Origin of the sequence: Archaeoglobus sp. UBA230, assembly GCA_002507545.1 — an archaeon.
GTDB lineage: Archaea > Halobacteriota > Archaeoglobi > Archaeoglobales > Archaeoglobaceae > Archaeoglobus.
In genome coordinates, this window is the sequence record DAVR01000029.1 from 153,296 (window position 1) to 168,323 (window position 15,028).

The following is a 15,028-nucleotide window of genomic DNA, read 5'->3' on the forward strand; positions in this document are numbered from 1 at the left end:
TTTAAAAATAAAAAATTAGCGAACTCCAAGCAGATTTCTCGCCACAATAAGCTTTTCTATTTCCTTTGCACCTTCGTAGATTTCAGTTATTTTCGCATCCCTGTAGAACTGATTTATCGGATATTCGTCAATGTAACCATAACCACCGTGGAATTGGAGAGCCCAGTTGCATGTTTCAACAGCAACGTCACCAGCATACCATTTAGCCATAGCTGAAAGCATGTTGTCTGGCTTACCCTGTTCAACCTGCACGGCAGCAGCTCTGTAAACGAGTGTTCTCGCTGCCTCAATTTTTGTTGCCAGCTCAGCAAGTCTGAACTGGATGTACTGAAAAGCAGCCAATGGAACGCCGAATGCTTTTCTCTGCTTGACATACTCCACTGCAAGCTTCAAAGCCCCCTTGGCAATCCCAACAGCCTGTGCGGCAACCCAAACTCTGCTTATGTCGAAGAATTCCATCATGTAGTAGAATCCTTTGCCCTCTTCCCCAACGAGGTTCTCGTCTGGAACTCTGACGTTGCTGAAGCTGACCTCTGCCGTATCACTCGCCCTGATCCCCATCTTCCCCAAAATTTTTGTTGCCTTGTATCCCTCTCTGTTTGTTTCGACGATGAAGTAGCTAATTCCTCTATGCTTAGCCTTCGGATCCATTTCCCTCGTCCTTGCAGTCACCAGCAGAAAGTCAGCTATAGTTCCATTGCTGATGAACTGCTTTGTCCCATTAATTACCCACTCATCTCCCTCCTTAACCGCTCTCGTTTTAATGTTAGCAGCATCACTGCCCGCATCTGGCTCAGTATTGGCCATTCCCATTATCACATCTCCTCTTGCCAGCTTTGGGAGCCACTTCTCCTTCTGTTCCTCACTGCCATGCAGATGCAGTATCTCAAAGCCAAAGGTCGGAATGAGGCAGGCAAGCCCAAGACCGGGATTTACCGCTGAAAATTCTTCCATCACAATCATTTTCTCTATTGGCCCGTATCCACCACCGCCATACTCCTCTGGGATGTCCACCGCATGAAATCCGAGTTTAGCACATTTCTTCCACAGCTCGAAGGGGAACTTCTCCTCTCTATCGCATTCTCTTGCCAGTTCAGGTGTGAACTCCTTTTCTGCAAACTCCCTTGCAGCCCTTCTGATGTCTTCCTGCTCTTCGGTAAAGGTAAAACCGATTGCCATAGTTAAAGTAGAATATGAACCTATATATTCTCTTTGATTCGTGTTATGGTCTTTTAGTCGGGCATGTTGTAGAGCAATGCTTACAACGCCAGTGTGGTATTTGGGATGGCATCAGCGATGACTGCAGTGGCAGAGCAGCTGTTGGGAAAACAGCAATTTTAGAAAAATATTCTGCTACTCTTTTTAACTTTGCTGAATGCTCGGATAGATGATATACCTTGCGGCCATTAAATCAGATGGAGTGTCTATTTCTATCCACGGCAAACCCTTCGTGGACTCGTAGGACACTTCAAGTCCAGCATCAATCATTGACTGAAAAGCCTCCTCGTAGAAGACCCTTCTCCCTTTTTTGTCCATAACCAGAGTGATATGCTCGCTCAGGTCATCAACAGCATTCTGATGAACCTTCGCAATCCCGATATACTCACCATTAGCTTCGTTCGGTGGTATCTGTTTGCTGATCTTCTTAACAGAACTATCAACAATCTTTACCTTCATCTCTTCTTCTCCAAGCTTTTTAACAGTATCAACAGACAGTGTCAGATTCTCACTGCTGTTGTCGTGAAGATAGTCAAATATCTTCGGATGAAAGAGGACGTCCGAGTTCAAAATGTAAAATCCCTTCCGAACGTAGTCAATGGCAAGATGCAAGCTGTATATATTGTTTGTTTTTTTGTAAAGACTGTTGTGAACGAATTTAAAATTCAGATCGAATCGGGAAAGATACTCCCTCAACTTGTAACCCTTATGACCCGTAACTACGATTATATCCCTTATCCCCCTTCCCTCCAGTGCCTGAACCGCGTAATAGATAAGAGGTTTGTTACCGATTTTGAGTAGAGCTTTTGGGATTTCACGAGTATGATGTCCCAGTCTTGAACCATAGCCCGCAGCAAGTATTACTGCCTCCATGGAAAATGTTAAAAGGGGAGTTATTTAAAACTACCCCCAAGGGGTGATTTGAATCAAATGGGAGTATTTGCTGACGGAACTCGTTTATCGGAGGTTCTCAAGACCTCTTGCGAAACTGCTGTCGAAAACGAGCATTACGCCGAATACGGTGACGTTCATCGCCACAGCAGTCGGATTGGTATCTGCTGCAGTCATAGCTACGCATGAGATATACTTAGGAGTTCTTATACTGCTCATCTCCCAGATACTGGACTGCACAGATGGTGATCTGGCAAGATTGACTGGAAAAACGACAAAGAAGGGAGCATATCTCGATAGGGTTTTTGACAGGTTCGTTGATGCTGCTATCGTTATTGGCATCGTGTATCTCTACCCAGTTTACCTGTGGTTAGCCGGCTTTCTCGCTGCAGTCGGTTCCTTTGGTGTAAGTATAACCAGAGCAATGGCGGAGGCTGAGGGGGCAGAATGCAAGGTTGGTATCGGTGGAAGAGACACGAGGCTTGCGATTATAATGGTCGGACTCGTTGCTGGACATACAATGCAAAAAGAGGTGTTTGTTTACAGCTTGACTCTATGGGTGGTGGCTATTCTCGGCTTCATCACCACCTTCCACCGCATGATCCACACCATAAAGCAACTTTAATCTTTAGCTCATCGCAAACAATGCTGCACCAACAGCTCCCACTATCTGAGGCTCAGCGGGAATTTTTACCTCCATTCCGAGTTCTCTCTCAAGGGCTTTCTTCATCGCTTTGTTTTTTGCCACGCCACCAGTCAGAACCACATCGGGCTCAACTTTAACCCTCCTCGCCATTGCAGCTATTCTTGAGGCTATTGCCTCATGTATTCCCGCAACAATGTCCTCCACCCTCTCTCCAGAGGCAAGATGGCTGATCACTTCAGACTCTGCAAAAACCGTGCAGGTTGAAGAAATCTTCGTTGCCCTATTCGCTCTCTCTGCTACATCTCCGAGGTCCTCGATTTTCAGGTGTAAGGCGGAAGCCATGACCTCAAGGAATCTGCCCGTACCAGCAGCACATTTATCATTCATCACGAACTCTGCGACCTTACCGTTCTCAATCGAGATGACTTTGCTGTCCTGCCCCCCTATGTCAATAACCGTTCTTGCAGTAGGAATGAAGAAAAGAGCACCCTTAGCATGGCAGCTTATTTCCGTAACGGTTCTATCAGCAAAACTGACTTTATTTCGTCCGTAGCCGGTCGCGACTATTCTCTCGATATTTCCTTTATTAATCCCAGCTTCTTCCAGAGCCTCACCAAACACTTTGTCAGCAGTTTCTTCCAAATTTGGTGAAACTTTGATGACTTTATAAGCTACCAACTCCCCGTCTTTCAGCAGAACACATTTAGCAGTCAACGAGCCAACATCTATCCCCGCCACTATCATGGAATCACTTCAGCATCTCAAGAAAGGCTTCAAGCCTCGTCTCCACCTGAGCCTCGCTGAAGACTCTTGAGTCTACCATATCAGCCTCAATAACAACTGAAGGTACATCAATCATCTTCTGCAGCTCGTATTGACCAAAGGAGTAGGGCTTGCAGCTTCTGTTGGAGTGAATAACAACCCCATCAACATCATAGTAATTGATCAGCCTGTTTATAGCCTCAGCCATATGCTCAAGCCCTATGTTGAGGTAGATGAAGGTATAAGTTTCTGCCATGCTCCAGAATATGTCGCTCTTGTCCATTGAAATGAATCCCGTCCACGCGTTGGTGTAGGTGTCGGCAACAAGACACGCATTTCTGTCAGCGAAGAATTCAGCAAACCATCTAAGTCTGTACCACACGGGAATGTTATCCCAGAGGAGCCTAACCTCTTCATTCTCTACAGCCCCCTCTCCTCTCTTGACCCTCTCAACCAGCTCCTTTTTCATCTCTGCGTAGAATTCGATTGGGTAGTCGGTGCCCCTTAAACAGACGATTGGTGCCATATTCAAGAATGCATCAAAGCACGTTAGCGGGGAAGGCTTGTTTTTAGCCATGTGCAGAACGTCAGAGTAGCTATTCACACCTTCAATGGATTTTATTAATGTCTCCTTTAACTTCGAGTCACTTAACTCCCTTCCGGTAGTTTTCTCAAGAAAGTCTACAAATTCGTAAAGCTGATCGTGGACATACTGGATATAACTCTCCTTCAACTCCTTTCTGACGAAGGGTGTATCAAGGATAAAGAGTGGAACCTTGAAAATCCTGCTGAGGACCTGATACCACTTTATAACAGTGTTGCATATGTTGTTGCAGGCAAAGAGGAAATCCGGTTTTGGCAAACCACCAACAGGACTTGTTCCAGCAAAAACGCATCCAATGTCACAGCGGGCATAGGAGCAGAGGTCCCTTGAGAACCCCCTCTTTTCAGCAAAATCACTGAAGTAAGGTCCCTGTTTTGCTGCTCCGATTAACGCGCCGTGATTTTCGGGATATACGGGATAAATGTCCATTGCATAAAGCAGTTCAACCGGAGCGCCGCTCGTGATCCATCCATTAACCTCCGTCTGCTTCCCCATCATGTAGTAGCCGCCCATTATCTGCTTCATTCTGTCGGTTGCTTTCAGCTTCTTCAAGGTCATGCTATCACCTCGTAGAATGCCTCAATCCTCGTCCTCAGTTGCTCGTAAGAGGCAATTGGAAATTCAAGTTCCAGCAGCAGAACTTTTTTCCCCATTTCCTCCAGTTTTTCTTTAAGCTGTGGATAATCGTAAAAATGTGGTTCGCAGAATTTCAAAAGTAAAAAAACAACCCCATCACAGTCCTTAGCCAATTCGAGGATGTAGTTGAACCTGTCATCGTTGGGAAAGTGTTTTGTCGGGCAGGGGGCCTTATTGAAATATTTCTCTACCAGAAATCTCAGACCATCCTCGACACTTTCGATTTCCTTTAAGGGAGTGTTGTATGTGAAAAACCTTGTCCCCGTGCAGATGTCATCCTTTAAAAGGAGTCCTGCTTCTTCAAAAAGCTTGTAAACTTCCAAGAATGGGCAAACGCTACCCGTTATCAACACTTTTGGTCCTACTCCAGATTTCTCTACTTTCCTCAACCTCCTGTCTACAAATTCGATTGCATCCCGCACGTTCATTTCCTGAACCTTCTTCGCAGCCTCATAATCGGGTTTTACCTCAAACAGCTTCTTCAACTTCTCTTCAAGTTCCCAATAAAGTTTCAAACTCTCTCTCAGGCTGTCAACGGTAACATCTCCTCCCCATTCCTTTAAAATATTCACAAAGTCTTGGAGCTCTCGGAAGTAATAATCCTTGCTTTCTTCATCAATTCTTGACGGGAATTCGAGATTGTAAACCTTCATGTCCGTATTCCTCTCCCAGATGTCTGCAAGGCGCATCAGAGTGTCGCAGCACCTCGTAAACACAACAGCTTGCACATCAAGCTCCCCCTTTAAAGCCCGTTCAAAACTCCCTCTCGCCTGAGAGCAGGCATAACTCTGAATATAGGCGGTGGCAAGGCTAATCTGATCATCTCCAGCAAATATTCTTACGGGAGTGAACCCTGCAGCATCTATCAACTCTTTTGGCGTGTAAGTGCAGAGATACCCAATGTTCATGAGGGATTTAACAAGCTAAAAAATTAAAAATTTTCCGTATTTAACCCTTAGCAAGAACAATTTCAATTGTAGAAACGTTTGACCTTCTTCCCTGCTCGGATTCGAGCTCTTCAGTATCAATCTTTATATCCTTCACCTGCACGCCCGGCATGAATCTGTTCCTGACAATCTCTGCAACATCCACTGCTCTGCTGATAGCCCTTCCTCTCGCTTTAATGACGACTTCACTCGCTCCTTCGTTCAGCTGAGTCAGTGTTGCCAGCACGTAGTTCATTACAGGCTTGTTTCCGACAAAGACGACCTGTTCAGCCATGTTTTTCACCTCAGGTTCTCTTGGTTAAGAGGGGAATTTAAATTTTGTTGAAAAATATTTAATCATTAAGTTTTACTTCCTCACAACTGGCATGCTCCTGAGCCAGCCTAAATCAGGCAAATAAAGCCTTCTCAAGTCTTTAAGACCGATCTTAAGCATTGCAAGTCTCCCAATACCCAGCCCCCACGCAAGAACCTTGCCTTTTATACCCAACGGTTCGGTGACTTCCTTCCTGAAGACACCAGCTCCACCAAGCTCAACCCAACCAAGACCTTCAACGTAAACTTCGGGCTCAACACTTGGTTCCGTGTAGGGGAAATAGCCTGGCCTGAATCTGACGTCCTCAAAACCCATCTTTGTGAAGAACTCCCTCAGCAATCCGAGGAGGTGTCTGAAGCCAACATCCCTATCTAAGACAACTCCCTCAAGCTGATCAAATTCCGGAAGGTGGGTAGCATCAATGGTCTCCCTCCTGTAAACCCTATCAATGCAGAACGCTTTTTGGGGCGGTTCAGGATTTTCAGCAAGATAGTGAATGGTTATTGCAGTGGTATGAGTTCTTAGAACAAGTTGTTTAGCTTTTCTAAGACTCCACTGCCCACCCCATCCGGTAGAGCCTGTTTTCCAACCATTTTCGTGTGTCTTCTTTACCCTTTCAACTACATCTTCCTCAAGCTCCACGTAGCGGTCTAAATAGAATGTGTCTTGCATGTCTCTCGCCGGGTGGTCTTGGGGCTGGAAAAGGGCATCGAAGTTCCAGAAGGCTGGCTGAACGTAATGGCCTTTGATTTCGGTAAACCCCATTTCAAGGAAAACCTTCCTGCACTCCTCTATGATCCTCTCGTAAGGGTGGATTTTACCACCATAAATTTCCTTTGAAGGGATGGAAATGTCGTATTTCAAAAATTCCTTCCCCTTCCAACTTCCATTAAGAAGCATTTCGGGTGTAAGATCGGTTATAAGCTCCTGAACGGCAATGTCAGGTTTTTTTATCACCTCAATGAAAACCTGCTTTGACTCATGTTTTTCTACAAGCTTCCTTCTTTCAAGAACTTTGTCAACTTCAATTACCTCACCTTCCTTTATAGCCCTCAAGACCTCTTTTTCTCTGAAGTCCGGCTCCTTTAAAAGTCTGATTTTATCGTCTTTTACTTCAGCCACACCTTTTTTCCTTAACCAGCCGAGACCAATCTGAAATTCTTTTCCTATGGTTTTGCGAAGCTCGTCAATGTTGTCAACACCACTCTTAACGAGGTGGACGAGCTTTTCCTCAGGCAAACCCTCTTTTAGATACTTTTCTCCTTCTTTGGTAAGTCTGTATTCAGTTTCAGATTTCTCAACAACTCTGACATATCCTTTCTCTTGCAAAAGGTAGGCGGCTTTTAAAACAGCATCTTTGTTCATTCCTGAAAGCTCCGAGGCTTCTTCAGGAGTGTATGACCTTCCAGCTTCGAGTGATTTGAGTAGGATTACCTCAATCTTTGAGAGCATAGCTGGAGGTAGTGGAAATGTTTTAAAGTGTTTCTTCCAATAATCTCACAATTAATTCTGAGGTGGTAAAATGGAAAGGGCTGTTGACATCGTCGAGAAGTTGAGGAGTGGTGAATTAAAGCCAGTTGAAGTTTTGGAGGAGTGTCTGAGAAAAATAGAGGAGCTAAACCCAAAAATAAACGCCTTCATCACCATGAATGAGAAGGCAAGGGAGGAAGCAAAGGTTGTTGACGTCAACACACCTCTCGCTGGGTTGCCAGTGGCGATAAAGGATAACGTGGAAACCAAGGGATTGCGGACGACATACTGCTCGAAGCTTTACGAAAATTATGTGCCCGAAGAGGATGCTGTGCTTGTGGAAAGGCTTAAGAAGTCTGGTGCCGTCATAGTTGGCAAAACAAACATGCCTGAGTTTGGTCTGATAGCTTACACGGACAACCCGATGTTTGGCCCTACGAGAAACCCATGGGACTTGTCGAAAACAGTGGGAGGAAGCAGTGGTGGTAGTGCTGCCGCTGTTGCAGCGGGTATGGTTGCTGTAGCGAGCGGAAACGATGGTGGTGGCAGTATAAGGATTCCTGCCTCCTTCTGTGGCCTATACGGTCTCAAGCCGAGCTACGGGAGGGTGCCCTGCTATCCCTCGCTTCCAATGTTCGTCGGATTGCACTCAGAGGGATTTCTGACGAGGTATGTTGAAGATACAGCTTTAATGCTCGATATTGTGAAGGGAAGGGATAGCAGAGATATGCACTCTCTACCTGATGAGGGTGTGAGCTATCTGAAGGCTATTGAAGAGGAGCCGGATGGTGTTAGAATAGCCTTCTCCCCTGATCTTGGCTATGCAACCGTTGATCCAGAGGTCGAGGAGATTGTCAGAGAAGCAGCATTCAAGCTTGAGAAGTTTGGAGAAGTGGAGGAAGTAAAAATTGACGTTCCAAACCTTGAGTCTGACCTCGTGACGAAAGTTGTATTGGAAGTCGTAACATTCATGGGAGACAAAATGGAGGAGTGGGAGAAGATTGCATTTCCACCCTATCTCGGTTTTATGGCTCTTGCCCAGTCTTTGACTTACAAAGAGTACATCAGGATTGAGGAAAGAAAAATGGAGTTGTGGAAAGCCCTCAGAGATGTCTTTGATAAATACGATTTCCTTATAACACCTACTGTTGCAGTTAAACCCTTTGAAATCGGAAAAATCAGCCCGGACGAGATTGCTGGAAAACCAATAACGCCTATCGGCTGGATGCCCTTCACCTACCCCTTCAACTTCACCGGACAGCCAGCAGCATCAATCCCTGCTGGATTCAGCAAGGATGGATTGCCGGTGGGAATGCAAATTGTCGGAAGGCATTATGATGATGTCGGAGTGCTCAGAATCTCCAAAGCCTTCCAAGATATCAGTCCCTGGCAGGATAGGGTTCCAAGCTTGTAATTTTACTATTTTTAAAATTCAATAATTTCCCCAGTTCGATTATAAACCCTCAAACCCTGCACTTTTCTAAGCTCCTCTGCAAATTCTTTCGACTTTAAGACTTTAAGGAATTCTCTGACGATTTTCCTCTCCATTCTGTCCTTTCTCACAAGGAAATCATATTCCTCGCTCCTCAGAGGAATGAAATCCAATCCATACTGAAACGCTACGGTTTTGATTCCAACCCCAACATCAGCCTTACCACTGGCAACAGCAACGGCGACCGAAGTGTGCGTCTTTGCCTCCACATTGTACCCCTTTATCATGCCAACCAACTTCTCAAAGCTCACACCTTCTTTTTCGGCAAGCTCTCTGAGATGCATATCTGTAAGAATTCTTGTTCCGCTTCCTCTATTCCTGTTTATGAACGTCACGTCCTCTCTCAGCAAATCCTCAAAGCCCTTTATTCCCTTCGGATTTCCTTTCGCCACGACCAATCCCTGCTCCCTCAGATAACCCTTTACCAGTATTGCATCCTTAACCCTATATTTTTCAATAACAGGCTCGTTGTAAACACCGCTCTCATCAAGCAGATGTGTTCCGGCAATGTCCGCCTCCCCTCTTTTTACTGCCAGAATTCCGGACGTTGAGCCAACATTTATTACTTTGGCGTTAAAAGCCTCCCTCCTCCGCATGATGGATAGTATAACTTCCACTCCCACGCAGTGGCTGCCTATAATCATCAAGTCAGCTGGCCGCAGTTTGCTATATAGCCTTACATCCACCTCGCTCCCTTCTTCGAGCATAACAATGTTTTCCGGAATTTCAATGAAGCCATCGGTGAAGGCGAAGGCAGTTACAGCCCCGCTGTAAGACCCGCTTACAGGATAGGCAGAGTAACCTTCTGAGCCAGCAACAACGTTTACTGGAAGCAATTCTCTCCTGCCTTCAGCAGAGAAGGTCTTTACTGCAAGATTTGCCCTGATTCTCTCCTCCACAGCCTCTCTCATTCCCGCAAGCTTCCTGATCAGAGGAGCAACAAGAATCTCGAACACTGTCATCGCTGAAGTTGGATAACCCGGCAAGCCAAATACTGGCTTTTCATTGCAGATTGCTACTATTGCAGGTTTACCCGGTTTTATCGCTATACCATGCACAATAACGCCCGGTGAAAATTCATCAAGGATCCTGTACATCACATCTCCAGCACCAGCAGATGTGCTTCCGCTCGTTATCACGATGTCAGCCATCTTCAACCCCTTATTGACTAAATTTCGCATCTCCTCCTCGTTGTCCCTCGCTATCCCCAGAAAAACCGCTTCTCCACCATTCTCAACAACAGCAGAAGAGATTGTGTAGGAATTAACGTCGAATATCTTCGCCTCTTCAAGCTCTTTTCCCGGACTTACGAGCTCGTTGCCTGTGGATATTACTGCTACAACGGGCTTCCTGTAAACTCTAACCCTGCTTATCCCGCATGCCGCCATCACTCCTATTTCCCTGTGTGTGAGCCTCGTTCCCTCTCTAACTATCAGTTCTCCCGCCATTATGTCGCTGCCAGCAAACATCACGTTTTCTCCTGGCGATACTGGGCGGAAGATTTCAACATACCTGTCTCTTTTTCTCGTATATTCTACCATCACAACCGCATTCGCCCCTTTAGGCATCATCGCTCCAGTTGCGATCTCGACAGCATCTCCTTTTCTAACCTCAACTTTTGGTTTCTCTCCAGCCTCAACAACTCCCACGATTTTTAGAATGGCGGGATTATCTTCCTCAGCCTGAAAGGTGTCCTCAGCCCTGACAGCATAGCCGTCCATCGTTGCTCTGTCAAAGGGTGGGACATCATATTTAGCATAAATGTCTTCAGCTGTTACCCTGCCGGCAGCATTCATCAAATCAACTTCTTCAACCTGTTTCTTTGGAGTGTAAAATTCGTAAAGTTTGTTAATAGCCTCATCCACCGTAACAACATCTCTAAAAATTTTCCTCATTCAAACACCTCTGTGATGTCCCTCAAAAGTGTAACCTCAACTTCCTCACCCACATCATATCCTTCTCTATCTTCCGGAACAACGAGAAGAGCGTTTGCTCTGACAAAAGAGCTTAAAACTCCCGATCCTGAAATTCTTATTGGGTAAACATTTCCACCATCCCACAGAACTCTTACGTTGCTCCTAACACCGATCTCAGACGGTATCTTCCCCTGCAGTATCCCCTTCTGAGTGCTCCACTTTCTCGCTATAATTCTCACATTCATCAACCTGTAGAGAGCAGGAAGAGCGAAGGTGTAGAAGCTGAGCAAGGCTGCTGCCGGTGAGCCAGGAAGCATAAAAATGGGCTTATTATCAGCAACCGCTGCAGCAGTGGGCATTCCCGGCTTCATGGATACACCGTGAAAGAGGATTTCACCGTATTCTGACACAATTTCGGGGACTATATCCCTATGTCCAACTGACGTGCCGCCGGTAATCAGGACTGCATCGTAACTCAGGGCTTTTTCAAGCATATCAGCTATACTTTTCCTGCTATCCCTCGCAATTCCAAGATTTACAGCATCAAAACCAAATTCTGCCAAGGCGTTGAAGAGCATGGGATTGTTGGAGTTGTATACTTTCGCCTCCTCAAGCTTGCTTCCAAGTTCAACAAGCTCGTTTCCAGTTGTGATGATTGCAACTCTCGGTTTTCTGTAAACCTTTACTTTCTCAATGCCGAGAGATGCCAGAACTCCCGCATCCTGTGGCTGCAAAATCTCTCCTTTCTTTAGTATCAGCTCGCCTGCTTTTACATCCTCACCTCTCCTTGAGACGTTCTTCATTGGTGTTACAGACTTCAGAATTTCGATAAACTGTCCGCTATCTCTTGTATATTCCAGCATCACAACCGCATTCGCCCCTTTGGGCATCATCGCCCCGGTAACAATTTTAACAGCCTTTCCGGACTCGACAACAACATCTGGAATTTCACCAATTTCAACATTACCAGCGATTTCAAGCATTATTGGATTTGTAGGTGATGCTCCGAAGGTGTCCTCAGCCCTGACAGCATAGCCGTCCATGGCAGCCCTGTCAAAGGAGGGGATATCCTTTTCTGCATAAACATCTTCAGCGAGGACGTATGATTGGCAGGAGAAAACATCAATTTCCTCAACATCTAAGGCCTTAAGTCTATCAAAAAGCTTATTTATGGCAGAATCAACCTTATCCCTCTTCCAGAACCCGATTTCCCTTACCATTATGCATGACTATTCACATCGGTATTTATCCTTAACCATACCGCAAAATTCATATGACACCCATCCAACAATCCACAGGGGCTCGTGGTCTAGGGGTTATGACGTCGCCTTGACGAGGCGAAGGTCCCCGGTTCGAATCCGGGCGAGCCCACTATTTTCCGTTAAGAGTTGTGCGAGGTTAGAACATCTGATGAAGCTTGGTGAGCAGGTTTTAGACTTTGAAATTAAGTAGAGACTATATGATTGATAAAATAGTCGAAGAACTCACACAGAGATTCAGATGGGGCGGAACAAGTATAAGTCACATGTTAGACTTGAAAACCTTTTATATAACCACATTCAACTCACCCCATGCATGTCCTTGAACTGGCTAAAAGAAGAAAAACCGTTAGAAAATTTCTGCCAGATGCACCACCCAAAGATATAATTTTGAAAGCAGTGGAAGTTGCAAAAGAAGCCCCTTCAGGTATGAACGCACAGCCTTGGCATTTTCTGATCGTAGCAGAGCCGTCAACAAAGGCAAAAATCAGAGAGGTCTGCGAAGAACTGGAGCGGGAATTCTACAGAAATGTAAAAGGGGAACTTGCAGAATGGCTCAAAGAAAGAGATTTCAGCTGGAGGAAGCCATTCTTAAGCGAAGCACCATATCTAATTCTGGTTTTCGGGATAGCAAGATACCCCTACTGGCTACAGTCAACTTGGATTGCTGTTGGCTATTTACTCCTTGCTCTTGAAGAACTCAACCTTGCAACCGTTACATACACTCCACCAAAGCCGAGAAAGGTCGAAGAAACTATAAAAGCACCCAAAAATTACAGGCTCCAGACAATAATGCCTGTGGGTTACTCTGCTGATCCAAAGCCCAAGTATGAGAGAAAGAAACTTGAGGAGATTGTTAGTTTTGAAGATTTCTAAATCCTACCAAAGGCGGGTATAGCCTTTACTCCGAGTCTATTGCATATTTCCTGTATTTTTCCTGCCAATACCTTCCAATCTGTTTTTCTTGCCATTTCCGCAATTTCACCCTCAATCCCAGTCTTCATAAATCCTTTCACCCTGAATTTGTCATAGAAAAGTGCACTCTCTGTAGCCTTTGCAATCTCAGCGATTTCCATAACCTCTCCCTCATCCACTTCGGGTAACACCGGGCCGAAGAATATCCAAGTCCTGATCCCCTCGTCTCTCAATCTCTCCAGAGCTCTAACCCTTTTGTGAGGAGGAGGGGCATTGGGCTCAATCATTCCTGCAAGTCTCTCATCGAGCGTTGTTACCGTGAAGCCCACATCAGTAATTTCCCTACTTCGAACAAGTAAATCGAGGTCTCTCAAAACAAGATTGCTCTTCGTCTGTATGCTGACTTTGTGCCCGCTGTTAACCAGAATTTGCAAAATTCTCCTCGTCAGCCTTTCTTTGCCCTCTAATGGCTGATACGGGTCAGTTATCGTGCTCAACATTAACCTGCCTTCTTTTCTTTTATTTCTCAGCTCCTTAGCCAGAACCTCCACTATATTTTCCTTAACTACCACAACCTCCCCCCAGTTTTCCCCGATTTCTTTTGGACAGTATAAGCGGGCGTAGCAGTAGACGCAGCCGTGAGAGCAACCTGTGTATGGGTTTAGAGTGTAGTTTACACCGGGCAGATTGCTCCTACCAATTGCAGATTTGACCTTTTTTCTGATCACACGAACTCCCATAGTGTCCTCTGCCTCCCTGCAGCCTTCACCAGATTAGATGTCTTGACCCATCTCTCCACACCGAGTGAAGAGTGTTCCCCAATATACTTCAGAGCCTCCTCGAGAGTGTCGAATTCCGTGTAATCACCGCCGTACATCTTCCTCAGCATCTCTCTCACGAACCACACACCAATTGGGATTTTGAATCCCGGATAAATTTCTCTCCAAACTATCGCCATCGCCTGCCTTTTTATGTGGTTAAGATACTCTGCCGTTGCGAGTCGGGCTGAATAGTAGCATCCACCAAGCTTGGCATAGGTAGTTCTGCCGAAAAAGCCCTCAGAGTCGGTCAGAACACCCACCCTCTTCGTTCTGTTCCAGGTCGTGTCTGGATACCAAGCTTCCCCCCACTCGAAGCTCCATTGTGATGGGCACAGAATTGCGATGAACAGATTCCTTGCCTCCTTCAGCACAAATACCCTGTATTGGTCTATTGTGTCATGCTGCCTTACTTCCTCCAAAAGCTGCTTTGAAACAGTATCATCTACAGCCGTAATCGCCCATCTCGTCGGTACGAGTTTTCTTCTGACCCCTAAACCTCCCGCAGAAAGGAGTTTCTGGATGTGGGAAATAGCGATGCCTTTCCCATAAAGATAAACCATAGCATCAGCAGCCTTTAGGTCGGTTTCATAGAAAACCCTCTCCACTGGTCTGGGTGGAGAAGGAGTTGAGCAAATCCTCACGTCTTTTGCTGGGGCTGATGGGCCGAGAGGTGGTAAAACATCATCAAAGCTCGTTATCTGCCTTGGAGTTCTTACAAGATTGATCTCAACATCAACTGGCTTATCATACAGGCTGAGCTCCTGAACAACCTCGACCTCCCTGCTTCTCCTAACATCTGCGCTGAACTGACCAAGGATCATGGAATAGCGAAATTCGAGAACTTTCTCAATCGGTAAAGTGTTCCACATCTCTGGCCTATCGTAAATGGTCGTATCTCCCGTTATAGGTGGTAATGCAGGGCATACCCTTACCTTGGGATAGCCGTATCTGCCCACGAAAAATGAGGGAGGAGATGATCCAAAGACGTTCTTCTCTACTTGAACTGATGGTCTGAATGCCGGCAGCATTGGACAGGTTCGGCGGGAGCAGAACATTCTGCCCCTGCACTCAATGCACCGCACATTGATTACTCTAACCTGAAAGTAGAAAAGCCTTCTTGCGATTGAGCATATCCGCT

General features: G+C 45.8%; 14 protein-coding genes and 1 tRNA gene. 4 read left to right on the top strand and 11 right to left on the bottom strand.

Translation table 11 applies throughout. The annotated features are described in order from the left end of the window. Positions 1-15: 15 nt before the first annotated feature. The gene (locus tag BP688_RS09450) at positions 16-1,179 is read right to left on the bottom strand and encodes an acyl-CoA dehydrogenase family protein (protein WP_290597433.1); all 1,164 of its coding nucleotides are present in this window, start codon (positions 1,177-1,179) and stop codon (positions 16-18) included. A gap of 183 nt (positions 1,180-1,362) precedes the next feature. Next, the gene (locus tag BP688_RS09455) at positions 1,363-2,091 is read right to left on the bottom strand and encodes a phosphocholine cytidylyltransferase family protein (RefSeq protein WP_290597432.1); all 729 of its coding nucleotides are present in this window, start codon (positions 2,089-2,091) and stop codon (positions 1,363-1,365) included. A gap of 67 nt (positions 2,092-2,158) precedes the next feature. On the opposite strand from BP688_RS09455, the gene BP688_RS09460 reads away from it, so the two are divergent. After that, entirely contained in the window at positions 2,159-2,734 is a 576-nt protein-coding gene (locus BP688_RS09460) for a CDP-alcohol phosphatidyltransferase family protein (protein ID WP_290597431.1), read from the top strand. Between the two features lie 3 nt (positions 2,735-2,737). Here the strand turns inward: BP688_RS09460 and BP688_RS09465 are convergent, their stop codons facing one another. The 5 genes from BP688_RS09465 to pheS form a co-directional block, all read right to left on the bottom strand. Continuing rightward, positions 2,738-3,499, bottom strand: coding sequence for an acyl-CoA dehydratase activase (locus BP688_RS09465; protein ID WP_290597430.1), 762 nt, complete (start codon positions 3,497-3,499; stop codon positions 2,738-2,740). A 4-nt stretch (positions 3,500-3,503) separates the two neighbouring features. After that, positions 3,504-4,679 carry a 2-hydroxyacyl-CoA dehydratase subunit D gene (locus BP688_RS09470; protein WP_290597429.1) on the bottom strand — a complete coding sequence of 392 codons (1,176 nt, stop codon included), beginning with the start codon at positions 4,677-4,679 and terminating at the stop codon, positions 3,504-3,506. Continuing rightward, the gene (locus BP688_RS09475; protein ID WP_290597428.1) at positions 4,676-5,665 is read right to left on the bottom strand and encodes a 2-hydroxyacyl-CoA dehydratase subunit D; all 990 of its coding nucleotides are present in this window, start codon (positions 5,663-5,665) and stop codon (positions 4,676-4,678) included. Before BP688_RS09475 ends, BP688_RS09470 begins: the two co-directional genes overlap by 4 nt. 40 nt (positions 5,666-5,705) lie before the next feature. Continuing rightward, positions 5,706-5,978 carry a DNA-binding protein Alba gene (gene albA, locus BP688_RS09480; RefSeq protein WP_290597427.1) on the bottom strand — a complete coding sequence of 91 codons (273 nt, stop codon included), beginning with the start codon at positions 5,976-5,978 and terminating at the stop codon, positions 5,706-5,708. A gap of 72 nt (positions 5,979-6,050) precedes the next feature. Beyond that, on the bottom strand, positions 6,051-7,469 hold the full coding sequence (gene pheS, locus BP688_RS09485) for a phenylalanine--tRNA ligase subunit alpha (RefSeq protein WP_290623932.1): 1,419 nt from the start codon (positions 7,467-7,469) through the stop codon (positions 6,051-6,053). A gap of 70 nt (positions 7,470-7,539) precedes the next feature. On the opposite strand from pheS, the gene BP688_RS09490 reads away from it, so the two are divergent. Continuing rightward, a complete protein-coding gene (locus tag BP688_RS09490) occupies positions 7,540-8,901 on the top strand; it encodes an amidase (RefSeq protein WP_290623930.1) in 1,362 nt (453 codons plus the stop codon). Between the two features lie 11 nt (positions 8,902-8,912). Here the strand turns inward: BP688_RS09490 and BP688_RS09495 are convergent, their stop codons facing one another. Both BP688_RS09495 and BP688_RS09500 read right to left on the bottom strand, forming a co-directional pair. Continuing rightward, on the bottom strand, positions 8,913-10,874 hold the full coding sequence (locus BP688_RS09495; protein WP_290623928.1) for a molybdopterin biosynthesis protein: 1,962 nt from the start codon (positions 10,872-10,874) through the stop codon (positions 8,913-8,915). After that, positions 10,871-12,115 (bottom strand): molybdopterin molybdotransferase MoeA, encoded by a 1,245-nt coding sequence (locus tag BP688_RS09500; RefSeq protein ID WP_290597423.1) that lies wholly within the window; start codon positions 12,113-12,115, stop codon positions 10,871-10,873. Before BP688_RS09500 ends, BP688_RS09495 begins: the two co-directional genes overlap by 4 nt. Positions 12,116-12,193: 78 nt before the next feature. Between BP688_RS09500 and BP688_RS09505 the strand changes: the two genes are divergently transcribed. After that, positions 12,194-12,266 (top strand) — tRNA-Val (locus BP688_RS09505). A 200-nt stretch (positions 12,267-12,466) separates the two neighbouring features. Next, positions 12,467-13,030, top strand: coding sequence for a nitroreductase family protein (locus BP688_RS09510; RefSeq protein ID WP_290597422.1), 564 nt, complete (start codon positions 12,467-12,469; stop codon positions 13,028-13,030). On the opposite strand, the gene BP688_RS09515 is transcribed toward BP688_RS09510, so the two are convergent. Next, a complete protein-coding gene (locus BP688_RS09515; protein WP_290624614.1) occupies positions 13,027-13,809 on the bottom strand; it encodes an SPL family radical SAM protein in 783 nt (260 codons plus the stop codon). The genes BP688_RS09510 and BP688_RS09515 overlap by 4 nt on opposite strands. Then, complete coding sequence (locus tag BP688_RS09520; protein WP_290597420.1) at positions 13,794-14,972, bottom strand: Nre family DNA repair protein; 1,179 nt, start codon at positions 14,970-14,972, stop codon at positions 13,794-13,796. The genes BP688_RS09515 and BP688_RS09520 overlap by 16 nt, the downstream gene beginning before the upstream one ends. Between the last annotated feature and the right edge of the window lie 56 nt (positions 14,973-15,028).

Bases quoted from the DNA above. Each gene is read 5' to 3' on its own strand.
- BP688_RS09475 (WP_290597428.1), bottom strand. From the start codon at position 5,665: ATGAACATTGGGTATCTCTGCACTTACACGCCAAAAGAGTTGATAGAT.
- BP688_RS09465 (WP_290597430.1), bottom strand. From the start codon at position 3,499: ATGATAGTGGCGGGGATAGATGTTGGCTCGTTGACTGCTAAATGTGTT.
- BP688_RS09510 (WP_290597422.1), top strand. From the start codon at position 12,467: ATGCATGTCCTTGAACTGGCTAAAAGAAGAAAAACCGTTAGAAAATTT.
- BP688_RS09455 (WP_290597432.1), bottom strand. From the start codon at position 2,091: ATGGAGGCAGTAATACTTGCTGCGGGCTATGGTTCAAGACTGGGACAT.
- BP688_RS09515 (WP_290624614.1), bottom strand. From the start codon at position 13,809: ATGGGAGTTCGTGTGATCAGAAAAAAGGTCAAATCTGCAATTGGTAGG.
- BP688_RS09500 (WP_290597423.1), bottom strand. From the start codon at position 12,115: ATGGTAAGGGAAATCGGGTTCTGGAAGAGGGATAAGGTTGATTCTGCC.
- BP688_RS09490 (WP_290623930.1), top strand. From the start codon at position 7,540: ATGGAAAGGGCTGTTGACATCGTCGAGAAGTTGAGGAGTGGTGAATTA.
- albA (WP_290597427.1), bottom strand. From the start codon at position 5,978: ATGGCTGAACAGGTCGTCTTTGTCGGAAACAAGCCTGTAATGAACTAC.
- pheS (WP_290623932.1), bottom strand. From the start codon at position 7,469: ATGCTCTCAAAGATTGAGGTAATCCTACTCAAATCACTCGAAGCTGGA.
- BP688_RS09495 (WP_290623928.1), bottom strand. From the start codon at position 10,874: ATGAGGAAAATTTTTAGAGATGTTGTTACGGTGGATGAGGCTATTAAC.
- BP688_RS09470 (WP_290597429.1), bottom strand. From the start codon at position 4,679: ATGACCTTGAAGAAGCTGAAAGCAACCGACAGAATGAAGCAGATAATG.
- BP688_RS09450 (WP_290597433.1), bottom strand. From the start codon at position 1,179: ATGGCAATCGGTTTTACCTTTACCGAAGAGCAGGAAGACATCAGAAGG.